We start from the raw sequence: 21,985 nt of genomic DNA, 5'->3' as shown, positions 1-21,985 counted from the left end.
CCGACACCGCGCGACATGCCAATGACACGGCTTTGTGGCCGGAAGTTTCCCGGCCCTACCGTATGCCCATGACAGTTCGTGAGTCCGTGCTGGACGCAATCGGGTATACCCCCCTCGTGCGGCTGCGCCGCCTCGGTGAAGGGCTGCGGCCGACGATTTACGCCAAGCTTGAGTTCCAGAACATCGGCGGCAGCGTCAAGGACCGGGCTGCACTCTCCATGATCCGCGCCGCGGAACAGGAGGGCCTGCTGTCCCCTGGCGGCACGGTGGTGGAAGGTACCAGCGGGAACACTGGAATCGGGTTGGCCCTGGTGGCCGCGCACCTCGGATACCGGTCGGTGGTGTTCGCCCCTGCCGCCACCGCCACGGAGAAAATCCGACTGCTGCGCGCGTACGGTGCCGAGGTTCACCTGGTGGGCGATTATGTGCCCCGCAGCCATCCGGGCCACCTGGCCAACCGTGCGGCGGCTTTTGCGGCTGGAACACCGGGCGCGTGGCTCGCACGGCAGTACGACAACCCTGCCAATCCGGCTGCGCACGAGGCATCTACGGGCCCTGAAATCTGGCGTGACACCGCTGGCGGCATCACGCACTTCGTGGCCAGCGTCGGCACCGGAGGGACCATCTCCGGGACAGCGAAATTCCTCAAGAAGGCCAGCAGCGGCGCAGTACAGGTCGTTGCAGCTGACCCGGACCACTCCGTTTACGGCGGCGGAGACGGCGGCGCCAAGTATGTCGAAGGCGCGGGCCACGCCCTGCATCCGGAGTCATTGGAGGACGTTTGGCCCGAGGCGTTCGACACCGTACTGGTGGACCGATACATCCGGATTACCGACCGGGACTCCATCCTCACCGCGCGCCGCGCTGCCCGTGAGGAAGGCCTGCTGATCGGCGGGACCTCCGGCACGGCCCTGGCCGCCGCGCTGCGCCTGGCAGAGGAGCTTGATGAGAGCCACACCGTGGTGGTGATTATTCCGGATTCGGGCCGCAACTACCTTTCAACCTACTTCGACGACGAATGGCTCACTTCCGCCGGGTTCAGCGATCCGGCTGAACCAGCCCTGTCTGTGGGCTCGCTGCTGCCCGGACCGGCGGCGGGGGTTCCCATTTTGCCGGCGGGCCTGACCGTGGGCGAAGCAATCCAGGAGCTGGTCCGGCGCGGTGCAGATTGCAGCTTGCCTGCATTCCTGGCGCTGGATCGGGGCACCTCGTTCGGTGCCGTTCATCCACGTGAAGTGTCGGCTGCAGTGACCTTGCGTTCCCTGGCTGCTGCCGTGGAAAGCAATCCCCGGGCGGCATTTTCTCCGGCCGCACAGCAGGGTGAGCCCTTCGCATCCGTGGGCATCGGAACCGCCGTGGCGGACCTCGCACAGCACCCAGGTCAGCTGCTTGCTGTCCTCGTGGATGGCAGGATTGCCGCGACCGCCCGGCAGCCGTTTGCTGGCCCTGACCGGTCTCAGGAGCCTGCTGCCTCCAGGGGAATTATCTGACCTTCCCGGACCTTCTCGCTCAGGGCATAGTGGAAAACCCGGCCGTTGGGGGTCTCCAGGGCGCCGCGGGGTTCAACGATGAACCCGTCGTCCCCGGCCACAGCGTGGGCCCAGGCATCTGCTTCCTCCCAGAACACCTGCCCGGCCCGGCTGTCGGGGTGCACGTGCATGGCAACTGAAATCACGAACGAAGCGTGCTCGAATGCGGCCTCGTGTGCGAAGCAGACGACGTCGATGCTGACGCCATTGGTCAGGCAGGACGGCTTGCGGGCCATGGCCGTGGCAGCGCCCTCCAAGCAGCCTTCACGGATCTCCTGCCATGCGAGCGAGTACATCTGCCGGCGGAACAAGGAAAGCTCTTCACGACAGGTGACCTGGATTCTGCGGGTAAGCATGTCGATCATGCTCCTCACGCTTCGGCTGCGCTCAGATGTACGCCCTCACGGTTGCCGTGCATCTGACGGCCCGTACCGTCCAGGCTGACAACCCATACGATGGTGGAGTCAGGAGTCTTGGCATCAACCCGGCCCCGGTAAGCCGGTCCCGCGGCAGGGATAACCTCGACAGCTGACCCGACGTCGATGAGGGTCCAGTCCTGTGCAGAATAGGGCTGGAAGTCGCCGGTGGAATCGCCAGGGGCGCCGTCCCGGGCCGGGCGTCGGACGCGCCGGCGCGAGCCGGACTTGACCGGTGTCATGCGACGCCCTCCAGGTCCCTGATGCGCCGTTCAACTCCTTGGTGATAGTTGCCCTTGAAGAAGAGCAGTGGTTCCGTGTCTTGCCGGGCCTCCAGGGCGCGGACAGCGCCCACCACAATGGTGTGGTCACCGCCGTCGTATTCCTCATGCAGTTCGCAGTCCACCCACGCGAGTGACTTGTCCAGCACCGGATTGCCCAGCGGTGAAGCGGAGTATGTAACTCCTGCGAACTTGTCGGTCCCGGACCGGGCGAATTGGGCTGCCAGGTGCTGGTGGCCGGCGGGGAGGATGTTGACGGTGAAACGGCCGGCCTCGCGCAACTGGGGCCACGTGCTGGAGCTGCGGGCCGGACTGAACGTTACCAGGGCCGGGTCAAGGGAGAGGGAAGAGAAGGACTGGCAGGTAAATCCGGCAGGACCGTTCTCCGTGGCGGCGGTGATGATCGTCAGGCCGGAGGCGAAGTGGCCCAGGACGTGGCGCAGGCGCTGCGGACTGATGTCAAAATGTTCCGTCATGTTCGTTCCTTTCGTGGTCGGTGTCTCCAACCAACCACCCGTAAGCGTGCTGTTCAATCAGCGGTGAAATGCGCTGACGCCCTGGGCAACAAGCGTTCATATCCCGAAGCGCGGGGTAATGAACCCAGTACTAACCGGTTGCCCTGGCAGAAGTGGTCACTTGCGCCCGTGCTGCACTTTGGCGCTGCAACTGCGCAGCCTTCGTCGTGTGGGCTTCCCGATGGGCGACCTCTGCTTTGAGCTGCGGGATGACGTTTCGTCCGAACTCAATGGCGTCCGGGACGAAGTCGTATCCGCGAAGACCGAAGATTTCGAAGCCGAGGGCGTGGTAGTCGAGCAGGGCCGCGGTGACGGTGTCGTAGCTTCCCACCAGCGCAGTGGCGCTTCCCCCGCCGCCGGCCCCCGCCTTTGCCAGTGCTGTCCAGAGCGCCCGGTCGTGGTGGTCTGCCCTTTCCGCTGCGGCCAGCAGGCGCTGGGTCCCGGCGGCTTCCGGCTTGCCCGCATAATGCCGCACCCGGTCAATTACTTCCCCGTTCACCCGGCGGGCTTCCAGTTTCGCCAATATGGAGCGGGCCTTTTCCCACGCCAACTCATCGGTGGAGGCAACGATGGGGCGGAAGGCGATCTGCCAGCGGAGGGGTTGCGTACGTCCGGCAGCGGCGGCCCGTTGCAGGACTTGTTCCTGCTGCCCGGCAGCATCTGCAAGGGGTTCACCGAAGAGGGCGTAAATGTCCGCCTCTTCAGCGCCCACGCACCATGCGGCCGGAGAGGACCCGCCGAAGGAAATGCCGGGCCGCCGGCCCTCGTAGGGTCGCACGTCGCTGGTGAATCCCTCGAAGCGGTAAAACTCTCCCTCCCAGTCGAACGGTTCGGGGCTTTCCCACGCCCGGCGAACGATCCGGATGTATTCCTGGGTACGGCGGTAGCGGTCGTCCTTGGCCAGGTAATCACCTTCCCTGGCTTGGTCTGCCTGGCTGCCCCCGGTTATGAAGTGGACTGTCAGGCGTCCGGCCGCAACGTGGTCCAGCGTCAGGAACGAGCGTGCGGCAAGGGTGGGGTGGGATACGTTCGGCCGATGGGCAAGGCGTAACTTGATGTGTTCGGTGTTGGCCGCTACCCAGGAAGCATGGACAACAGGGTCCTGGGTGGCGGAGTTATAGGCGAAGAGGACGTGGTCCCAATTGTTCTCTTCATGGACTTTTGCGATGTGGACCGCGTAGGCGGGATCGAATTGGGCGGTGGATGGCGGCGTGGTTTCAGTGGCGTCGTTTCCGGCGCCCATGCCGAGGAATTCAATAGGCACTGTCTGCTCCTGTGGTGGTGGTCCGGGATCAGCGGCGCAGGATGCGCTGGGCCAGCCAGTTGCCGGCCAGCTGGGCGGCCTGGACCATGGCGATGATGATCACCACGGTGACGAGTGTGACTTCCCAGTTGAACTGCTGGTAGCCGTACATGATGGCGAAGTTGCCCAACCCGCCGCCGCCGATGTAGACGGCCATGGCCGACATGTCCACGATCGCAATGATCATGAAGGTATAGCCAAGGATCAGCGGTGCCAGGGACTCGGGAATTACCACCGACCAGAGAATGTGCAACCGGCTGTCTCCCATTGCCCGGGCCGCTTCGACGACGCCGGGGTCTGAGGCGACCAGATTCTGCTCCACAACACGTCCGATGACTACTCCTGCCATCAGCGCCATGGGCAGAATCGCGGCAGTGGTGCCAATGGTGGTACCCATGATGATCAGCGTCACTGGGGCAATAGCCGTGATGAAGATGATGAACGGGATGGGCCGGACGATGTTGACGATGAAGTTCAGGACAGTGAAGACAGCCTTGTTGGCGAACAGGTTACCCGGCCGGGTGGCGTACAGCGTCACGCCGAGGGCCAGCCCGGCTGCACCGCTGAGGACAACCGTCACCGCAACCATATAAATGGTCTGCTGAAAAGATTCGCCCAGAACGGGCAAAAGCGTGGTCCAGTTGGTGGTCATGGTTTTTCTCCAACGGTGGCCAGGTGCGGGACGGCACCTTCGGAGGGTTGCGCCGTCGGCATTTGACGTTCGACGGCGGTGACGTCGCCCAGTTCGGCAAGCGCCGCGTTAACCGAAGCGTCGCTGCCAGTGAGCTCATAGGTGAGCGTGCCCAGGATGCGGTTCTGGATTTCGGTGACGCCACCGTAGACGACACTGGAGCCGACGCCGTGGCGCTCGAACGTTGCAGCCACCAACGGAGTGGGTGCAGCTTCGGAGATGCCAATCGAGACTAATCGTCCCGGATGGGCGGCGGAGAGGCGCTGGACCGTCTCGGGTTCCGGGGTTCCGTGCACTGCGGTGGAGACGAACCGCTGGGTGGAACTGCTTTGCGGGTTGGCGAAAACGGAATAGGTGGGACCGGACTCGACAACACGGCCGGACTCCATCATCACTACTGTGTCGCAGATCTCCCGTACCACGTGCATTTCATGGGTGATGACGACAACCGTGGTACCCAGTTCCTTATTGATCCTGCGGAGCAGGCGAAGGACATCGCGGGTTGTTTCCGGGTCAAGGGCACTCGTGGCTTCATCAGCCAACAGGATGTCAGGTGCAGTGGCCAGGGCACGCGCGATGCCCACCCGTTGCTGCTGGCCGCCGGACAGGCGCCGTGGGTAGGTTCCCGCCTTGTCAGCAATGCCCACAAACTCGAGCAGTTCCTCCACGCGGGGACCGATTCTCGCTTTGGGCCAGCCAGCCACTTTGAGCGGGTAGGCGACGTTTCCAAAAACAGTGCGTGATTTCAGCAGGTTGAACTGCTGGAAGATCATGCCGACGCCGCCGCGGACCTTCCGTAGGTCATTTTCGGAGAGGGAACTGATGTCCTGGCCTTTGACATGGACGTGGCCTTTGCTCGGACGTTCCAGACCGTTCAGGAGCCGTACCAGGGTTGACTTGCCGGCACCGGAGTAGCCGACGACGCCCACTACCGTTCCCTTCTCTATCTCCAGCGTGACGTTGTCGACTGCACTGACGGGCTCGGCCCGCTTGTTCCCCGGGACGGGGAACACCTTGCTGACGCCGCGCAGTGAAACGATCGCATCCACCGGCGCCTCCTTTTCCTTGGGAGCGACCTGCAGGGGTCGCTTTGGGTTTGGTTTGAGTGCTTATTCCAACAGTGCAGGCCGGCTCTCTCCAGCCCGGTTAAGGCCTGTGACCTGCGGTTTCCTTTGAAGAAGATCCAAGACGGCGTGTTTCGTTCGCGTTGGTTTGCCGCCCATGACAATGCCTAGCGTGAGCCCCGGGAATAGCCCGCACCTTCAATTCGCATCAACCATTTGCACGGAGTCGCATCATGAAGAACCGCCTGTTAGTTGCCGCTGTCGGCCTTGTAGCCGCCCTGTCCCTCTCGGCATGCGGAGGTGCAGCAGGAGGGACTTCCGCCCCCGGAAACACCAAGGTGGTTATCGGCGTGGACGACGGCGCGGAGGAGCACTGGACCATCCTGAAGAACAAACTGAAGGACCAGGGTATTGACCTGGAGGTCAAGAACTTCACCGACGGTGCACAGATCAACACCGCCACCCAGCAAGGCCAGGTGGATATTAATCTGTTCCAGCACCTCAAGTACTTGTCGCAGTTCAACGTGAACAGCAACGGCACCTTGGTCCCAGTGGGTGCCACTGCGGTCTATCCGCTGGCGCTGTACTCAGAAAAGTACAAGTCGGTCAGCGAACTCCCCGCCGACGCCCAGATTGCCATCCCGAACAACCCGACAAACCAGGCGCGTGCGCTGCTGAACCTCCAGACGGCAGGACTGCTGCAGCTCAAAGACGGCGGCAATTCACTGTCCACGCCTGCGGAAATCACCTCGAGCAAGATCAAAGTGGTTCCCGTGGACAGTAATCAAACCGTCAACGCACTCAAGGGCACCACGCAGGCCGCCGTCGTCAATAACACGCAGGCCCAGAAAGGCGGGCTGGGCGATGACCGGATTATCTTCAAGGAAGACCTGAACTCCGAAGCCCTGGCCCCCTACATCAACGGGTTCGTGGTGAAGGCGGACCGCAAGGATGATCCCCTGTGGAGGAAAATTGTCGACGCCTACCACACCCCCGAAGTTGAAGCCTCCGTCACCAAGCTCAACGACGGAAACCTGCAGTTCAAGGCCGACTGGACCGCTGCAAAGCTGCAGGAAGTCCTGGCCGCCGAAGAAGCAGCCATCAAGAAGACCAAGTAATCGTCTGAGGGGCGGCCCGCTGCGCCACACAGTGGACCGCCCCTCAGCCATTGTCAGGACCCGGGAAAGCAGCATGAACCAGCACCTCGCAAATGAACGCCAGCAGATCCACTTCTTCGCCTACCTCGTAGGGACGGGCATCCACCTGGCTTCGTGGCGTCACGAAACGGCGTGGCCGCAGGCCAGCATCGATTTTGCCCATCAGGTACAACTGGCCAAAACAGCCGAGGATGCGAAGTTCGATGCAATCTTTCTGGGTGACTCCCTGGCCATCGACGAGACTTCCAACCCGGGCATCCTCAACCGCTTCGATCCTGTCGGCCTGGTCACGGCCCTCGGTGCGGTGACGGACAGGATTGGCCTGATCGCTACCTCCTCAACGTCCTACGACCAGCCCTATAACTTTGCCCGCGCGGCCCTCACCGCAGACCACATCAGCGGCGGCAGGGTTGGCTGGAACATTGTCACCACGAGGGACCTGACCAACAGCACGGCGGGAAACTTCGGCGCGGACCAACACTTCGAACACAGTCTGCGCTACCAGCGCGCCGAGGAATTCGTGGAAGTCACGCAGGGCCTGTGGAGCTCCTGGGACGAGGACGCGTTCGTCCATGACCAGGCAAGCGGGCAATTCTTCGACCGCCGCAAGCTCAACCGCCTCCACCACGAGGGCGAATTTTTCAAAGTGGTAAGCCCACTCAATATCGGCCCGTCCCCGCAGCACTCCCCGCTCTTGGCGCAGGCCGGTACGTCCGGCCCCGGCCAGCGCCTGGGGGCCCGTTTCGCCAACGCCTTGTTCGCCAGCCACCCGGATATCCCGCAGGCACGCCGTTATCGGGAGTCGGTCCGGGCCCAGGCAGCGGCATTCGGCCGGAACCCCGACGAGCTATACGTCTACGAGGCCATCTCACCAGTCGTCGCGGACAGCCGCAAGGAAGCGCTGGAACGCATCCGCGAACTGGACAACCTCATCACAGACCGGCAAGTGCTGGACTTCCTGCAGGAGTACTTCGCGGGGCACATCGACTTCACGGGCTTGGGCCCGGACACCACCGTTGAACAGTCCGGCATTCCCGGCATCGCCAACCCGCGCACGGACTTCCGTTCCGCCGGCGAACAGATCCGGGGACGGGAACACGAGGTGAGCCTCAAGGATCTTTACTCCATCCTCACCGGAGACAAGAGGAACTACGACTTCATCGGCAGCCCGGAACACGTCGCTGATTCCCTGGAGCGTTGGCATGCCGAAGGAGCCGCCGACGGCTTCAACCTGATGTTTTCCCTCCTCCCCCAAGACCTGGAAGGCTTCGCCAGCAGGGTCATCCCGATCCTCCAGGAACGCGGCCTGGCCCGTACCGAATACACCGGCACCACCCTGAAATCGCACCTTGGCCTGGCTACCCGGCCGGAACCCGCCGCGGACCGCGCCAGCTGACCGCCGTCGTCGTCGAAAGGACAAAGATGACCACCCAAGCAACCGCCGCAACCGGGACCTATGTGATCCGTGAGGCCCGCAACGAAGAGCACGACGCCGTGGGGCGGCTCACGTACGAAGGCTTCGGCCATCACCTGCCCGGCGCCCATCAGCCTGACGGCGAGCGACTGCAGTTGCTGCTTGACGCGGCAGCCCGTGCGCGTGAAGGTGTCCTGCTGGTTGCCGAAGACACGGAGACAGGTCGACTGGTGGGTACTGCAAGCCTGTTGCCGTTTATATCGCATCTAAGCCGGCAGGCGGAGGAAGGCGAAGCCGAGCTCAGGTTGCTCGCCGTGCTGCCCGAAACCCGCCGGACCGGGCTCGGGCAGCGACTTATGGACGAGGCTGCTCGACTCGCCACTACCCAGGGTGCCAAGCGCCTGGTCCTGGACACCGCCGTGGACAATGAACCGTCCCAGAGCCTGTACCGACGGCTCGGCTACATCAGGCGGCCTGAGCGTGAGAAACCACGCCCCGCACCGAAGGTCCAACTCGTGGTTTACACACTTGACCTGACCGGGGACCACCTCGAAGCAACCAACACCAACCCATCCGCCAACCGATAGGCGCCACTGAGACTTTTTAGTCGCTGCCAGGACCAGCAGGCCCCATCTTCCTGAGGTTTCGGGCAAACGCTGTCGGGAGAGGTAAGAGGACCCGCACGTCATGGAGCCCGGGCCACGCCTTCCAAACGCCGAGATCGTTACAGATGGAGACCAGGAACTCTCTCCGCTCCTGGTCACGGTCAGCTGAAGGATAAAGTTTCCAGCTCAGTTCGTACAGTTCGGCCAGCTGACTAATGTGAGCACGCATTCCGGGATGGTCCCAAGCCTCCTGGACCTTTCTGTACATTGACGAGCTGGCAAGATCCCACCACTCCCTCACCGACGCATCGGTCCAAGCCGGGGAGTCAGGGGGCCATCCCCGTGCCAAGGAAAAGTATTGGATCAACGTCCATGCCGCAGACTGTTGAATCTGGGACAGCTCTCCGCGCTGCTGTCTCGCGGCCACAATCACATGCTGCGTGAACTTATGCATGGATACTCCTGGCGGGCTCGCCGCGTGAACTCGCTGACGTAATCTGCAACTATGGATAGCGTGTCCGTGCAGTAGCTGCAACTATGGATGACGTCCCGTGACGTTCACAAGGAAACAGGGAGATCAGTGTGCGCGGATCCTGCCGGTTCGCCCTGTTGCCGCTCCGGTCAACCAACCATCCGTCCAGCGCTGCCGGTTCCTCTCTTCCAGCTGCTTTGAGAAGGTTGCGGGTCATGGCGGGCTTTCATACCCCAGGGCTGAGGTCGCTAAAGCCCTGGAGTGCGGCCGACGGCGCTCCGGCAAAGATTGTTGAGGTAGTCAGCCAAAGTGACAATCCGCGAACTGCCGTCGCAAATCAATAGCTTGCCCTGTCGTGCCATTGGCCATGGCCATGGCCTGATCGTATGGTTCTTCTGAAACCCTTGTTGCAAGAATGAACTGCTCGTAACGGTAGGCAAGGCTTGTGCAACTGGCGGGCACGAGACTTTGCTCGCCACGCATTACGTGGACGGGATGGTTTCGGACAAGGCGCCCGCACGTGTCTAGGACCACTTCGGCGATGGCAATTCCGGACGCGGGAGAACCAAGGCTCACCTGCGGACGAAGGGCGCCCAAGATACACGCACTTGGCCATTGCCTTCCTTGGGGATCTCACCGGCGCCGCGGGGAATCCAGAGGTCCGGAGTAATGCCACCGCGGTGCAGACAAGTTCGGCGAGGCTTGGTTCAACGCGCTCCCTTAAACGGCTGCCCCACAGCGGGGGGTTCTCCCGGCCGTTTGCGGTGTCGATTGGTTCCTGCAGTGACGCACGCGCCAAAAAGCCTGCAATATCGTTCATGCCGTTTCCCCTGTTCCGGGACCCCTCTGCTAGAGCCCCTCGCGTCACCATGCTAGGGGTTGGGTAGCCTCCCCAGCAGGCGCTCGGCTGCGGTGGATTGCTAGAGTTCTCCGTGGCTGGTGCACCTGCGTGGTTTACTGTGCACCCTGGAATTGCAACCATGGACGAGTTCCGCACGGCGTGGAGGGCATCTTGGAGGGCATCTCCTTTCACAGCTGTGACCGCTTCTGCTGTAAGGCCGCTGCCTTGCTTCTGACATGAAACTCCACAGCGGACCGCGCCTCCGGAAACTTAACTCGCATTGTCGAGTCCAGCGTCCGGAGGTGCAGGTCGTCAGTGTCTCCCCTTCCATTTCTTCGGCCTCTCGGGCTGTCAGGAAGGATCTAGCGAGAGGGGTGCTGTTTGGGAAGCGAAGGGTTGTTCTCTTCCTGCTTCTAAACCAGTAGCGGCAGTTTGGTGGACGTACTGGCGGGTTTGGCTAGTCCAAAGTGCTCCCGGAGGGTTCGTCCCGTGTACTCGCGCCGGAAGAGCCCGCGATCCTGCAGGATGGGTACAACTTGGTCCACGAAGATGTCCAGTCCGGAGGGCAGCACGGGCGGCATGATGTTGAACCCGTCCGCGGCGTCGGCCTCGAACCATTCCTGGATCGCGTCAGCCACCTGCTCTGGGGTGCCGGCGAAGGTCCTGTGCCCCCGGCCGCCGCCGAGCCGTCCAATGAGCTGCCGTACCGTGAGGTGTTCGCGACGGGCGAGGTTCACGATCAGGGTATACCGGCTTTTGGCGCCTTCGATCTGGTCTTCGGAGGGCAGCTCGACCGGCAATTGTTCGTCGAGCTTCAGGGATTCTGCCGGAACGCGCAGTACCCCGGCGAGCTGGCCACGGGCGTATTCGGGCAGGATGAGGTCGTCAAGTTCCTGCTCGAGCCGCCGCGCTTCCTGTTCCGTTGACGCGATGACGGGGACTATACCTGGCAGGATCTTGATCCCTTCCGGATCCCGGCCGACGGCTGCTGTGCGCTGCTTCAGATCTGAATAGAAGGCCTGCGCGTCGCCCAGGGTCTGGTGGGCGGTGAAGACCGCTTCGGCGTAGCGGGCGGCGAAGTCTTTGCCGTTCTCCGAAGAGCCTGCCTGCACGATCACAGGGTGTCCCTGGGCGGACCTTGGAACATCCAGGGCGCCCTCGACCTGGAAGTGCGGCCCGTCGTGGTTGGCCTGGTGCACGCGGGTGTTGTCCGCCCAGACGCCTGCAGCCTTGTCGGCCACGATGGCGTCATCCTCCCAGCTGTTCCAGAGCTTTTTGGCGACGTCGAGGAACTCCGCCGCCCGTTCGTAGCGTTCCGCATGGGCTGGCTGACCGGCCAGGGAGAAGTTCTTCGCCGCTGCGTCCCCGGCGGTGGTGACGACGTTCCATCCCGCCCTGCCGCCGCTGATCTGGTCTACCGAGGCGAAGCGGCGGGCGAGGTTGTAGGGCTCGTTGTAGGTGGTTGATGCGGTGGCAATCAGCCCGATCCGTTCTGTGACGGCTGCAATCGCCGCCAGCAGGACGGTGGGTTCGAGACTTCCGTAGGGCCGCTGGGTGACGTCACCGTGCAGGACCGGGGAATCCGCGAAGAAGATGGAGTCCAGTTTCCCGCGTTCGGCTGTCTGCGCCAGCTTCTGGAAATGGGCCACGTCAGTCCCTGCCCGGGTGTCGCTTTCCGGTAGCCGCCATGATGCCTCATGGTGGCCGGTGCTCATCAGGAAGGCGTTGAGGTGCAACTGCCTCTGCCCGGTCGTCATCGCCGCGCCCCGGCGAACGCGGACTCGTCGAGGACGACGGTTTCGGAGTAGGAGGACGAGTCACCCTTGATCGCGGTGCTGTGGCGGCCGTCCACTCCGACCGGGATGTCACCGGCGACGGTGACCCGGTTCAGTTTGCGAGGCTGTCCGTCATAGTTGTCGGGGGCGTAGTGCTGGGTGATGCGGTTGTCGAAGAGGACCAGCTGGTTCGGTTCCCAGTTCACCCGGACCACATTTTCAGGGCGGGTGATGTATGCCTGGAGGAGCCGGAGAATGTCCTTGGATTCAGTGTTGGACAGCCCGACGATCCGCAGCCGCTGGGCGAACCCGCCGATGAACAGGCCCCGCTCCCCCGTCAGCGGGTGGACCCGGACCACGGGGTGGGCGGTTTCGAAGTGGATGCGGGTGAATTCCTTGCGTCGTTCCTCGGCGTTGGCGTGTTCGAGGTTCTTGGGTACGGAGTAGTCGTAGTCGTTGGTGTGAATGGCCCAGAGCGTGTCCGCGAAGTTGCGCAGCTCTTCCGGAAGGTCCTGATAGGCGACGGCGGAGGACGCGATGAGGGTTTCCCCGCCGTAGGCCGGCAGGGTGATGCTGCGCAGGGTGGAGGCCTGGGGCGGGTTGACCACGAACGTGACGTCGGTGTGCCAGTTGTTGGCGCTGCCGTTTTCGCTGTCTACCGGCAGTACCGACGGTTTGCCGTCGACGGACGCGACGGTGGGGTGGGCGTTGGTGAGTGGGCCGAAACGGCTGGCGAAACGGACCTGGGCCTCGTCGTCGAGCACGTTTGCTTCCCGGAAGACGAGGGCTTTGTGTTCGTTCAACGCTTCGCGGATCTGGGCGGTGGTGCCCTCGCTGAGTTCCGCGCTGAGGTCCAGCCCGCGGATTTCGGCGCCGATGCGGGAGCCTAGCTTGGTGAATTCGAGCTTGGTTTCAGTGATGACGGACATGATGGTTTCCTTTGCAGTTCGATTTGTGCAGCTCAGTGCGTTACGGTGCAGTTCTTTTGCGGTGGAGGGCGATGGTGCTTGCGGTTTTGCTAGCCGTTCCCTGAGCCGACGGCGGTGCGCCAGCGGGAAAAGTGGCGTTCGACGCCGACCAACAGGTAGTTCACGGCCAGACCCAGCAGCGACACGGTCAGGATGCCGGCGTACATGTCCGGGATGAGGAAGCTGCTTTGAGAGTTGACGATGAGGTAGCCCAGGCCGGCCTTGGCCCCGACCATTTCGGCGGCGATGAGGACAAGGATGGATGAGGTCCCTGCCATGCGGATGCCGGTGAAAATGGTCGGTACCGCTGACGGAAGGATGACTTTCTGAAACAGCGTGAAGTTCGACAGCCCCAGAGAGCGGGCCGCCCTGATCAACAAGGGGTCCACGGTCCGGACCCCGGCGATCGTGTTCAGGAGCACCGGAAAGAAAGCGGCGTACGCCACGATGCTGATCTTCGAGGTTTCACCGATCCCGAGCAGCAGCGTAAACACGGGAAGCAGGGCCAGCGCGGCGGTATTCCGGAAGACCTCCAGCAGGGGGTTCAGAAACCGGTCAAGAGCTCCGTACCAGGCAACGAGCAGTCCCAGTACGACGGCGGAAACCACGGCGATGCCGAATCCGGACGCGGAGCGGGTGAGGCTGGCGCCGAGGTGGTTTTGCAGTTGGCCTTTGGCGATCAGTGCGCCAAGGGCGGAGAGGACTTCGTGCAAGGGCGGCAGGAACACCCGGGTGGAGTCGGGGGCGAGATAGAGGGGCCCGAGTTCCCATAAAAGCAGGAACAGCAGGACCGCGCCGGCCCTCCAGAGGGCACGGCCGCCGTTCACTGCACCGCGTTTGACCAGGGAAAGACCCGTTGCAGGGACAGCGTGTCTGCGCGGTGCCGCGTCACCCGCCTGGGGAGTTGTTGAGGCCTGGGTGGTGGAGTGTGCGTCTGAGGTCAGAGTTGGTGCGCTCATCAGGCTGCCTTTCCACTGATAGGTTGCGGGGCTTCATCGGGTGCGGTGCCATCGGGGAGAATCTTGGCGTGGTAAGCCTGCTGGGCCTTGAGGACTTCGTCGTGAAGGAGCGCCCAGACTTTGTGCCGGTGCTCGACGAAGACCGCGTCGGATCGGACGTCTCGGTCGCCGGTCCGGTCGCCGAGGTTGATGGGGACGATTTCCTTGAGCCGGCCCGGGCGTGAGCTGAGCACGGCGACGCGCTGGCCCAGGTAGACCGCCTCATCGATGCCGTGGGTGATGAAGATGATGGTCTTGCCGGTGGTCCGCCAGATCCGCAGCAGCTCTTCCTGCAACTGTTCGCGGGTCTGGGCGTCCAGGGCAGCGAAAGGCTCGTCCATCAGCAGGACATCCGGCTCATAGGCGAGGCTTCTGGCGATTGCCACGCGCTGCTTCATTCCTCCGGATAGTTCGTGGGGGTAGCGGTCTTCGAAGCCGGCGAGGCCCACAAGGTCGAGGTAGGTTCGGGCTTTCTTTGCGCGTTCCCTGCGGCTGAGGCGTTTGCCGTCCTGTCCCGGGCCTTCCAGCCCGAAGGAGACGTTGGCTGCTGCCGTGCGCCAGGGAAACAGTGCGTATTGCTGGAAGACGACAGCCCGGTCCTTGCCCGGCCCCGTGACCTTTTTGCCATCCAGCAGGACCTTTCCAGTATCCGGCCGGGTAAGCCCGGCCAGGAGGTCCAGGAGAGTGGTCTTCCCGGACCCGCTGGGACCCACCAAGGTGAGGAACTCACCGGCGGCGACGTCGAGGGTGATCCCGTCCAGGGCCGTCAGTGTGGAACCGAGCGGGGCGTCCTTGGTGGGCCTGACGGTGAAGGACTTTCCGACGTTCTGCAGGCTGATCTTGGGTGCGGCGGTCTGTGTCATGATGAGGCCTTCAGCAATCCGTTGTATTCGTTGGTGTAGTACTTGGACGGTGTGATGTCCCCGGTGACGATGCCGGTGTCCTTCAGCCAGTCTGACCAGCGGCTGAAGTCCTGATCGGTGATAGCTCCCTTGGTAAGCACTCCGACGCTCTTCCAGTACTTCAACGTCGCGGTGCTTTCATTACGCTGGCGCTTTTCGATGATGCTGGTAAAGCGGGCGATGACATCCTCGCGGGGTGTGGTGCGTTCCCATTCGATGGCCTTGGCCACGCCGGTGGTGAAGATCTTCGCGGTCTCGGGGTTCTGCTGGATGAAGTCTTTCCGCAGGACGTACTGGCCGCCGGCGAACGTTCCAAACAGTTCGAAGTCGCTGAAGAGGGAACGGAGGCCGCCCTTGGCGACGGCGTTGTCCTGGAGCACGCCTCCCAGGACTCCGACGTCGACCTGGCCGCGGCGGATTGCTTCCTCGGTGTCGTTTGGCGGAACGACCACGAGCTGGACCTGTTTGATCTCTTCCTGGCTGAGGCCGTTCCTTTTCAGGTAGCTGTTCAAGACTGCATCGGAGTGCGCGCCCAGGGTGTTGACGCCCACCTTTTTGCCGATCAGATCGCGCGGGGACCGGATCGGGCTGTCGTCCTTGACGTAGAAGCCATTGAACGTCTTCTCGTCCTCCCCGTAGTAGTTAATAACCGCCGTGACCGGGGCACCTGCCTCAATGAGCTTGACCACCGCACCAGAGAACGCACCGCCAAAGTCGGTGGCACCCGTGGCAGCCGATTGAATGCTGGTAAGCCCGCTGATGGTGTTTCCCACCCAGTTCAGCTTCACGTTCCCCAGGTAGCCGAGGTCCTCGGCGAGCTCGGGAAGGCTGACGCTGTTGGCCGAGCCCTCATAACGCAATTCCGTGACCTCGGGCGCTCCGGAACCGCCCTGCGCGGTCGCCGGACCCCCACAGCCGGACACCACCAAGGAGACGGACATGGCCGCGGCCAGGCCAAGGACGGAGAAGGTTCTTCGGGATATCTGCGGGTTTCTCATAGACGGACTTTCTGAGCTTCGGGGATGGGTTGGGGGCCTGGCGCTTAGCCCGGCTGGCTTGTGTCCACCATGAGAGCAGAGAAGAAACCGCCGCAGAAGAGCGACGTTCATCCGGGGAAACCGGGAGTAACCGGCAGATCACACGGCGTCGCGCGGAGCAAACCCGACGCACAAGGACATGCTGCGGAAAGTAGCGAAATTCAAGGCAAGCCAGCGAAACCGCGCGACATCTACCCACCGGTACACCGTTGCGCGGCGTCATCATTGGTCCCTCGATAAGCCCGGGTACAAGCCGACGACCCACATTTTCAAGTGAATTATGAAGAGGACACCGGGGAAGGCGAGTTTGATGATGCTTTGGGCGGGACTGCCAACACCAATGGCAGGAAGAAAGTTTCTTTAAAAGTCGAGACGTTGTTACAAACATCTCGCACGGAATCATCATCATCAGCGGGCGCTGGGCGGGCGCGTGTGGTCCCCCATCCGCGGTCATCCAACCGCATCCACGACTCGAATGTGAAACCTGTCAGGATCCGGACCACGATGAGCCAAACGGTGGCTCGAAGCATTCCCCGCCTCCGAACTCGGCCCCGACTGGATGAAGGCGATGCTCGTCCCCTTGCCCGCATCAACTTCGCAGTCATTGGCGGCACGTCACTGGGTAACGCTGAGTAGCTGCTCTCACTGCCGAGGGCCTGCTGGGGCCTCAACCTTTGCATCGTCCAAAAGTTCCCCACGAGTAGCCAGCTACGTAGAATCGCGTGCTTCGACTCGTGACAGCTACTAAGAATTCCTGTGTCGGCAGCTTGTCGTGAAGGAACAGCGCTGGGGATTCTTACTGCAGATTGACCTACACCCCAACCTGACGTCCGGCGGTCTGACAACGGAGAATACGGCCCATGGATGCAGTTTTGGACAGCCGCCACACGCCTAGACTGACCCAGGGGGACTTCGACGTCCCCCTGCCCCAACGAAGCACCGCAAGGTGCGGTTTCTTGGGCGATCTTTCCCTCAGTTGACGGGTGCCTCCACCCCGGTTTCCGCCGTGGGGATGTCAGGGTGTGATCTGCGGTCAGTCGAGTAGCGCTACGCCGAACTCGGCGACGACGGCCCGCAATTCCCTGAGGTAGCCCTGCGCTTGGTCGGTAAGCGGAATCGCGGCGTGACCGATCCAGCCGATCTCGATGCGTTCGTCAACGTCGAGCGGGATGGCCACGATCTCCGGGTCGAGCTGCCCGCTGATGATGCCCGTCGAGATCGTGTAGCCGTGGAGCCCGATCATGAGGTTGAAGATCGTCGCCCGGTCAGAGACCCGGATCTCCTGCTTGCTGGACAAGGTGGAGAGAATCTCCTCGGCGAAGTAGAAAGAGTTGTTCGCACCTTGATCGAAAGTTAGGCGCGGCAAGCCGGCGAGATCGGCGAGAGTCGCACGCTCTTTTGAGGCGAGCGGGTTATTCCGTGCAATGAAAATGTGCGGATCGGCGAGGAAAAGCGGAGTGAACGCGAGCCCGGATTCCCGGAGCAGCTTGTCGATGACCTTCCGGTTGAAATCGTTCCGGTAGAGGATGCCTATCTCGCTGCGGAGCGTCCGGACATCCTCGATGATGTCCCAGGTGCGGGACTCACGGAGCGAGAACTCGTATTCGGCCACCTCAGTGGCCTTGACCATCCGGACGAAGGCGTCCACCGCGAACGAGTAGTGCTGCGTTGACACCCCGAGCAGACGTCGCATCGGCGGCCTGCCGAGGTAGCGCTGCTCGAGGAGAGCGAACTGCTCGACGACCTGCCTCGCATAGCCGAGGAACTCTGCCCCGTCTGCGGTGAGGGTGACCCCGCGGGCGGAGCGAACCAGGAGCGCACGGCCCACCCGGGCCTCAAGGTCCTTCATCGCTGCGGACATCGTTGGCTGCGCTACGTAGAGAAGATCGGCAGCCGCGGAGATCGATCCCTCGGCTGCAACTTCTATGAAGTAGCGGAGCTGCTGCAGGGTCAGTCCGCTCGAAATTTGGGCCATAGGAAGAGTCTATATGAATGCATAGCAGCGCCTAGTTACCCGATACCAGCGGAAAGGTTGCACCATGGACTCAACCCCTTCTGGAAGGCCGTCTCCGGCCCATCGACAACGGATTGGCAGCACATGGCAGACGACTTTACGTTCAGTATCACCACGACCCGCTTCGACGAGGACTACTCCCCGTCCGAAGGCTCCCGGATCACGACGAACTTCGCCAACCTCGCACGGGGCGAGCACCGCCAGGAGAACCTCCGCAACGCCTTGACCATGATCCGGCGCCGTTTCAACGATCTCGCAGACTGGGACAACCCGGACCGGGACCGCTACACGCTCGAGCTTAATATCGTCTCCGTGCAGATACAGCTCACCTCGGACGGCACGGATCAGCAGTTCCCCCTGTTCGAGGTTCTCGACATCCAGATCGTCGACCTGCTGAACGGGGTCCGCCACCAAGGAATCGTCGGGAACAACTTCTCGTCCTACGTCCGCGACTTCGACTTCAGCGTCGTACTGCCGGCGGCAGCAGGGGACTCAGGCAAGCCCACCGTCCCCGAGGACTTCGGCGACCTTCACGGCAAGCTGTTCCAGCACTTCCTCGATTCCCCGGAATGCCAGGAACGCTTCCCGCAGCCGCCAGTGGTCTGCATCAGCGTCTCCACGAGCAAGACATACCGGCAAACCGGGAACCGTCACCCGGTCCTGGGCGTCGAGTACCAGCAGGACGATTACTCCCTGACGGACGCGTACTTCGCGAAAATGGGGCTGCGGGTCCGCTACTTCATGCCGCGCGGCAGCGTGGCTCCGCTCGCCTTCTATTTCCGCGGCGACCTGCTCAACGACTACACCAACCTGCAGCTCATCGGCACGATCAGCACCATGGAGACCTTCCAGAAGATCTACCGCCCGGAGGTCTACAACGCGAACTCGGCCGCCGCCGCCGTCTACCAGCCGAGCCTGGGAGAGCAGGATTACTCGCGGACCCAGATCGCGTACGACCGCGTCGAGCGCAGCCAGCTCGCGGTCACGCAGGCGAAGTACACGGAGGAGCACTTCATCACGCCCCACAAGGACCTGTTGGACCAGTGGACCGCCAACTACCCCGCTCTCGTCAACTGACCAACGGAGAATTCCCAATCATGAACACACTCTTGCCCACCACCCTTGTCGGAAGCCTGCCGAAACCATCGTGGCTCGCACAGCCGGAAACTCTCTGGTCCCCATGGAAGCTGGAGGGAGATGCGCTGCTCGAGGGCAAGCAGGATGCGCTGCGCATCGCCATCCACGAGCAGAGCCGGCGCGGCATCGACATCGTCAGCGACGGCGAGCAAACCCGCCAGCACTTCGTCACGACCTTCATCGAGCATCTCAGCGGCGTCGACTTTGAACAGCGCAAGACCGTGCGCATCCGTGACCGGTACGACGCGAGCGTGCCGACCGTCGTCGGACCGGTGCACCGCGAAAAGCCGGTATTCGTCGACGACGCAAAATTCCTCCGCGCTACCACCGACAAGCCGATCAAATGGACTCTTCCCGGCCCGATGACGATGGTGGACACACTCTACGATGACCACTACAAGAGCCGCGAGAAGCTGGCCTGGGAGTTCGCCACGATCCTGAACCAGGAGGCGAAGGAACTGGAGGCCGCGGGCGTGGACATCATCCAGTTCGATGAGCCCGCGTTCAATGTCTTCCTTGATGAGGTCAAGGACTGGGGCGTGGCTGCACTTGAGAGGGCGGCGGAAGGACTGCGTGCGGAGACCGCCGTGCATATCTGCTACGGCTACGGGATCAAGGCGAATAATGACTGGAAGGCGACGCTCGGCTCACAGTGGCGTCAGTACGAGGAAACGTTCCCGCTGCTGCAGAGCTCCAGCATCGATATCATCTCGCTGGAATCCCAGAACTCCCACGTGCCCATGGACCTCATCGAGCTCCTCCGCGGCAAGAAAGTCATGCTGGGCGCGATCGACGTCGCCAGCGAGGCCATCGAGACGCCGGAGGAGGTCGCCGACACCCTCCGCAAGGCACTGCAGTTCGTTGATGCGGACAAGCTCATCCCCAGCTCCAACTGCGGCATGGCCCCGTTCCCCCGGGATGTCGCCCTCGCCAAGCTGAGTGCCCTCAGTGCAGGGACGGACATCGTCCGCCGGGAACTCCGCCGCTCCGCCCCCACGGCGTCATAGGGATGTTTCACGCCTACCCTACGGACACGTGGCTTGGGGGCCCGGAGCAAAGCTTCCCGTCCTCCCTGTCGGCCGACGACTTCAAAGCACTGTTCCGTGGCCACCCGGGAGGTGTCGCCGTCGTGACGGCGGATGCAGGCGACGGACCGGTGGCGCTGACGGTCTCGTCGGTCGTGTCAGTGAGCGCAGAACCTCCGCTGCTCATTTTCTCGGTCTCGGCACTGTCCTCTGCGTCCGCGGTGCTGTCGCGCGCCGAAACCGTCGTCGTGCACCTCCTGGACGCGCACGACGTCGACCTGGCCAAGTTTGGCGCGACCCCCGGCGCCGACCGCTTTGACCAGACGCACCGCTGGTCGGCCCTGGCGACCGGCGAAGCGGTCTATGAGGATGTGCGCGCCTGGGTGCGCTGCGCCGTCATCAACCGGATGGAGGTGGGAACCTCCACCATCGTCGCCGTTCACGCCCTGGAGTCACACGTGATGCGTGACGTCCAAGCGGGCGAACCCGGCGACGCCCTGGTCTACCACAACCGTTCATGGCACCGCCTGGGCGAGCATTCCAAGCTTGAAGCCTGAGCGCCGCGCCAACAATGATTGCGCGTCGCCGCTACGATGGCGCCCTAGTCGCCGGCGCAGATCCCCGGAGGACTGGCAGCGCCTTAGTTGCCTGCCAGTCCATCAAAACCACCAACAAGCATGTCCGAGGGGTGGTCATAGAGACCACCCCTCATGATGAAGGATCCCTTAAACCATGACATCAGCTGTAGACGGCTCAGGTATCAAAACCGCCTCTACCCCACAAGAAAATGCGTCGTCTCCGGAAAAGTTCCGACTGATGCTCATGATGGCCCTCACGCTCGTTACAGGTGTGGTTGACGCGGTCGGCTACCTTGGACTCGATCACGTCTTCACCGGAAACATGACCGGCAACGTGGTGATTCTTGCGATGGCGCTGGCCGGGGCCGCGAACCTGCCAACGTTGGGCCCACTGGTAGCACTCGGCGCTTTTCTCCTCGGCGCGGCGGTTGCCGGATTTACGCTCCAGTCAAGCCCGAAAGGCTGGAACCGCAGGGTCACGCTCCTTCTCACAGCGGGTTGTATCGCGTTGACGGGAACCGCCGCCATCTCGCTCATCGTGGAAGACGTCGGCCACCAGTCCATTCGTGTCATTGTTGCCGCCCTTATCGCCATGCACATGGGCTCCCAGGCCCTGATTGCGCGGCATTTGGGCGTACGGGACATGACCACAGTGGTCATTACTTCCACCATGACCTCCCTCGCCGGAGAGTCACTTGTGGGCAAGCAACGGCCCCGGTTACTCAACCGACGGCTGGGCGCTGTCCTCGCTATGTTCGCCGGGGCCGCCATCGGAGTACTCCTGCTCCAGATCCATCTCAGCGTCCCGATCGCCCTCGGCATCGCGATCACCGCCGCTGTGACGTTCCTGGGGAGACGCTGGCATTGATGCGGTACATTCCACCGGCCGTGCCTGCGCAGCGGACAAGCATCCGGGAGGCCAACCTCGGCTCAACCAGAAGCAAATCCGATAAGGGCGCGAATCCGAGTGCACTTCACCCCAACCTGACGTCAGTCTGACCGTCCGACGGCGTCAGGTTAGAGCCGGGTTACGGCCCTTGGACACCGACTCCCAGCAGCGATATATCTCAAGCTGACCCTCCCACCTGCCTCGGGGAAAAGGGGCACACCGCCGAGTCCAACAGTCTTTCATCTGGCGGCCCTGTGCTGAGTCACGGCAAGCGGGAATGCGAGGACTCGAACTCCCGGCCGGCGCCGGGCAGAGCATCAAATTAGACGTAAGTGTAGACAGTGTCCACACCTACTCTGGCTGCGATGAACGCA

General features: G+C 62.7%; 20 protein-coding genes. 8 read left to right on the top strand and 12 right to left on the bottom strand.

The annotated features are described in order from the left end of the window. The first annotated feature begins 68 nt into the window (after positions 1-68). Positions 69-1,490, top strand: coding sequence for a PLP-dependent cysteine synthase family protein (locus NMQ03_RS09390; RefSeq protein ID WP_255175342.1), 1,422 nt, complete (start codon positions 69-71; stop codon positions 1,488-1,490). Here the strand turns inward: NMQ03_RS09390 and NMQ03_RS09385 are convergent. The 6 genes from NMQ03_RS09385 to NMQ03_RS09360 all read right to left on the bottom strand — a co-directional run bounded on the left by NMQ03_RS09385 (position 1,457) and on the right by NMQ03_RS09360 (position 5,784). Continuing rightward, positions 1,457-1,885 carry a hypothetical protein gene (locus NMQ03_RS09385; protein WP_255175341.1) on the bottom strand — a complete coding sequence of 143 codons (429 nt, stop codon included), beginning with the start codon at positions 1,883-1,885 and terminating at the stop codon, positions 1,457-1,459. The two genes, NMQ03_RS09390 and NMQ03_RS09385, sit on opposite strands and share 34 nt — an antisense overlap. Before the next feature lie 14 nt (positions 1,886-1,899). Beyond that, complete coding sequence (locus NMQ03_RS09380) at positions 1,900-2,187, bottom strand: hypothetical protein (RefSeq protein ID WP_255175340.1); 288 nt, start codon at positions 2,185-2,187, stop codon at positions 1,900-1,902. Further along, complete coding sequence (locus tag NMQ03_RS09375) at positions 2,184-2,702, bottom strand: flavin reductase family protein (RefSeq protein WP_255175339.1); 519 nt, start codon at positions 2,700-2,702, stop codon at positions 2,184-2,186. Before NMQ03_RS09375 ends, NMQ03_RS09380 begins: the two co-directional genes overlap by 4 nt. A gap of 130 nt (positions 2,703-2,832) precedes the next feature. Continuing rightward, complete coding sequence (locus tag NMQ03_RS09370; protein ID WP_255175338.1) at positions 2,833-4,005, bottom strand: LLM class flavin-dependent oxidoreductase; 1,173 nt, start codon at positions 4,003-4,005, stop codon at positions 2,833-2,835. Positions 4,006-4,033: 28 nt separating this feature from the next. Next, positions 4,034-4,696, bottom strand: coding sequence for a methionine ABC transporter permease (locus tag NMQ03_RS09365; protein ID WP_255175337.1), 663 nt, complete (start codon positions 4,694-4,696; stop codon positions 4,034-4,036). Continuing rightward, a complete protein-coding gene (locus NMQ03_RS09360) occupies positions 4,693-5,784 on the bottom strand; it encodes a methionine ABC transporter ATP-binding protein (protein ID WP_303695263.1) in 1,092 nt (363 codons plus the stop codon). The genes NMQ03_RS09365 and NMQ03_RS09360 overlap by 4 nt, the downstream gene beginning before the upstream one ends. A gap of 248 nt (positions 5,785-6,032) precedes the next feature. Here NMQ03_RS09360 and NMQ03_RS09355 point away from each other — a divergent pair, with 248 nt between their 5' ends. From NMQ03_RS09355 to NMQ03_RS09345, 3 genes are all read left to right on the top strand, one after another. Continuing rightward, on the top strand, positions 6,033-6,917 hold the full coding sequence (locus tag NMQ03_RS09355) for a MetQ/NlpA family ABC transporter substrate-binding protein (RefSeq protein WP_255175336.1): 885 nt from the start codon (positions 6,033-6,035) through the stop codon (positions 6,915-6,917). Positions 6,918-6,990: 73 nt separating this feature from the next. Next, a complete protein-coding gene (locus tag NMQ03_RS09350; protein WP_255175335.1) occupies positions 6,991-8,352 on the top strand; it encodes an LLM class flavin-dependent oxidoreductase in 1,362 nt (453 codons plus the stop codon). 26 nt (positions 8,353-8,378) lie between these two features. After that, positions 8,379-8,957: a GNAT family N-acetyltransferase gene (locus NMQ03_RS09345; protein ID WP_255175334.1), complete on the top strand. Its 579-nt coding sequence runs from the start codon at positions 8,379-8,381 to the stop codon at positions 8,955-8,957. A gap of 1,744 nt (positions 8,958-10,701) precedes the next feature. On the opposite strand, the gene NMQ03_RS09340 is transcribed toward NMQ03_RS09345, so the two are convergent. The 6 genes from NMQ03_RS09340 to NMQ03_RS09315 form a co-directional block, all read right to left on the bottom strand. Continuing rightward, entirely contained in the window at positions 10,702-12,045 is a 1,344-nt protein-coding gene (locus NMQ03_RS09340; protein WP_255175333.1) for an LLM class flavin-dependent oxidoreductase, read from the bottom strand. Next, positions 12,042-12,992, bottom strand: coding sequence for a TauD/TfdA family dioxygenase (locus NMQ03_RS09335; RefSeq protein ID WP_255175332.1), 951 nt, complete (start codon positions 12,990-12,992; stop codon positions 12,042-12,044). The genes NMQ03_RS09340 and NMQ03_RS09335 overlap by 4 nt, the downstream gene beginning before the upstream one ends. Before the next feature lie 89 nt (positions 12,993-13,081). Continuing rightward, a complete protein-coding gene (locus NMQ03_RS09330; RefSeq protein WP_255175331.1) occupies positions 13,082-13,990 on the bottom strand; it encodes an ABC transporter permease in 909 nt (302 codons plus the stop codon). After that, positions 13,990-14,892, bottom strand: a complete 903-nt coding sequence (locus NMQ03_RS09325) for an ABC transporter ATP-binding protein (RefSeq protein ID WP_255175330.1) — start codon at positions 14,890-14,892, stop codon at positions 13,990-13,992. Before NMQ03_RS09325 ends, NMQ03_RS09330 begins: the two co-directional genes overlap by 1 nt. Further along, positions 14,889-15,929: an ABC transporter substrate-binding protein gene (locus NMQ03_RS09320; RefSeq protein WP_255175329.1), complete on the bottom strand. Its 1,041-nt coding sequence runs from the start codon at positions 15,927-15,929 to the stop codon at positions 14,889-14,891. Before NMQ03_RS09320 ends, NMQ03_RS09325 begins: the two co-directional genes overlap by 4 nt. Before the next feature lie 1,072 nt (positions 15,930-17,001). Beyond that, entirely contained in the window at positions 17,002-17,943 is a 942-nt protein-coding gene (locus tag NMQ03_RS09315) for a LysR family transcriptional regulator (RefSeq protein ID WP_255175328.1), read from the bottom strand. 123 nt (positions 17,944-18,066) lie between these two features. On the opposite strand from NMQ03_RS09315, the gene NMQ03_RS09310 reads away from it, so the two are divergent. The 4 genes from NMQ03_RS09310 (at position 18,067) to NMQ03_RS09295 (ending at position 21,590) form a co-directional block, all read left to right on the top strand. Beyond that, positions 18,067-19,059 (top strand): DUF1852 domain-containing protein, encoded by a 993-nt coding sequence (locus NMQ03_RS09310; RefSeq protein ID WP_255175327.1) that lies wholly within the window; start codon positions 18,067-18,069, stop codon positions 19,057-19,059. Between the two features lie 20 nt (positions 19,060-19,079). Next, positions 19,080-20,126: a methionine synthase gene (locus NMQ03_RS09305; RefSeq protein ID WP_255175326.1), complete on the top strand. Its 1,047-nt coding sequence runs from the start codon at positions 19,080-19,082 to the stop codon at positions 20,124-20,126. Positions 20,127-20,128: 2 nt separating this feature from the next. Then, positions 20,129-20,701: a flavin reductase family protein gene (locus tag NMQ03_RS09300; RefSeq protein WP_255175325.1), complete on the top strand. Its 573-nt coding sequence runs from the start codon at positions 20,129-20,131 to the stop codon at positions 20,699-20,701. Between the two features lie 265 nt (positions 20,702-20,966). Next, positions 20,967-21,590, top strand: coding sequence for a YoaK family protein (locus NMQ03_RS09295; RefSeq protein WP_255175324.1), 624 nt, complete (start codon positions 20,967-20,969; stop codon positions 21,588-21,590). Positions 21,591-21,985: the final 395 nt, after the last annotated feature.

The organism is Arthrobacter sp. DNA4, from assembly GCF_024362385.1.
GTDB lineage: Bacteria > Actinomycetota > Actinomycetes > Actinomycetales > Micrococcaceae > Arthrobacter.
Note: the sequence above shows the minus strand (reverse complement) of the source record. Positions and strands in the feature narration are given on the sequence as shown.

Bases quoted from the DNA above. Each gene is read 5' to 3' on its own strand.
- NMQ03_RS09390 (WP_255175342.1), top strand. From the start codon at position 69: ATGACAGTTCGTGAGTCCGTGCTGGACGCAATCGGGTATACCCCCCTC.
- NMQ03_RS09385 (WP_255175341.1), bottom strand. From the start codon at position 1,885: ATGCTTACCCGCAGAATCCAGGTCACCTGTCGTGAAGAGCTTTCCTTG.
- NMQ03_RS09380 (WP_255175340.1), bottom strand. From the start codon at position 2,187: ATGACACCGGTCAAGTCCGGCTCGCGCCGGCGCGTCCGACGCCCGGCC.
- NMQ03_RS09375 (WP_255175339.1), bottom strand. From the start codon at position 2,702: ATGACGGAACATTTTGACATCAGTCCGCAGCGCCTGCGCCACGTCCTG.
- NMQ03_RS09365 (WP_255175337.1), bottom strand. From the start codon at position 4,696: ATGACCACCAACTGGACCACGCTTTTGCCCGTTCTGGGCGAATCTTTT.
- NMQ03_RS09355 (WP_255175336.1), top strand. From the start codon at position 6,033: ATGAAGAACCGCCTGTTAGTTGCCGCTGTCGGCCTTGTAGCCGCCCTG.
- NMQ03_RS09350 (WP_255175335.1), top strand. From the start codon at position 6,991: ATGAACCAGCACCTCGCAAATGAACGCCAGCAGATCCACTTCTTCGCC.
- NMQ03_RS09345 (WP_255175334.1), top strand. From the start codon at position 8,379: ATGACCACCCAAGCAACCGCCGCAACCGGGACCTATGTGATCCGTGAG.
- NMQ03_RS09340 (WP_255175333.1), bottom strand. From the start codon at position 12,045: ATGACGACCGGGCAGAGGCAGTTGCACCTCAACGCCTTCCTGATGAGC.
- NMQ03_RS09335 (WP_255175332.1), bottom strand. From the start codon at position 12,992: ATGTCCGTCATCACTGAAACCAAGCTCGAATTCACCAAGCTAGGCTCC.
- NMQ03_RS09330 (WP_255175331.1), bottom strand. From the start codon at position 13,990: ATGAGCGCACCAACTCTGACCTCAGACGCACACTCCACCACCCAGGCC.
- NMQ03_RS09325 (WP_255175330.1), bottom strand. From the start codon at position 14,892: ATGACACAGACCGCCGCACCCAAGATCAGCCTGCAGAACGTCGGAAAG.
- NMQ03_RS09320 (WP_255175329.1), bottom strand. From the start codon at position 15,929: ATGAGAAACCCGCAGATATCCCGAAGAACCTTCTCCGTCCTTGGCCTG.
- NMQ03_RS09315 (WP_255175328.1), bottom strand. From the start codon at position 17,943: ATGGCCCAAATTTCGAGCGGACTGACCCTGCAGCAGCTCCGCTACTTC.
- NMQ03_RS09310 (WP_255175327.1), top strand. From the start codon at position 18,067: ATGGCAGACGACTTTACGTTCAGTATCACCACGACCCGCTTCGACGAG.
- NMQ03_RS09305 (WP_255175326.1), top strand. From the start codon at position 19,080: ATGAACACACTCTTGCCCACCACCCTTGTCGGAAGCCTGCCGAAACCA.
- NMQ03_RS09300 (WP_255175325.1), top strand. From the start codon at position 20,129: ATGTTTCACGCCTACCCTACGGACACGTGGCTTGGGGGCCCGGAGCAA.
- NMQ03_RS09295 (WP_255175324.1), top strand. From the start codon at position 20,967: ATGATGGCCCTCACGCTCGTTACAGGTGTGGTTGACGCGGTCGGCTAC.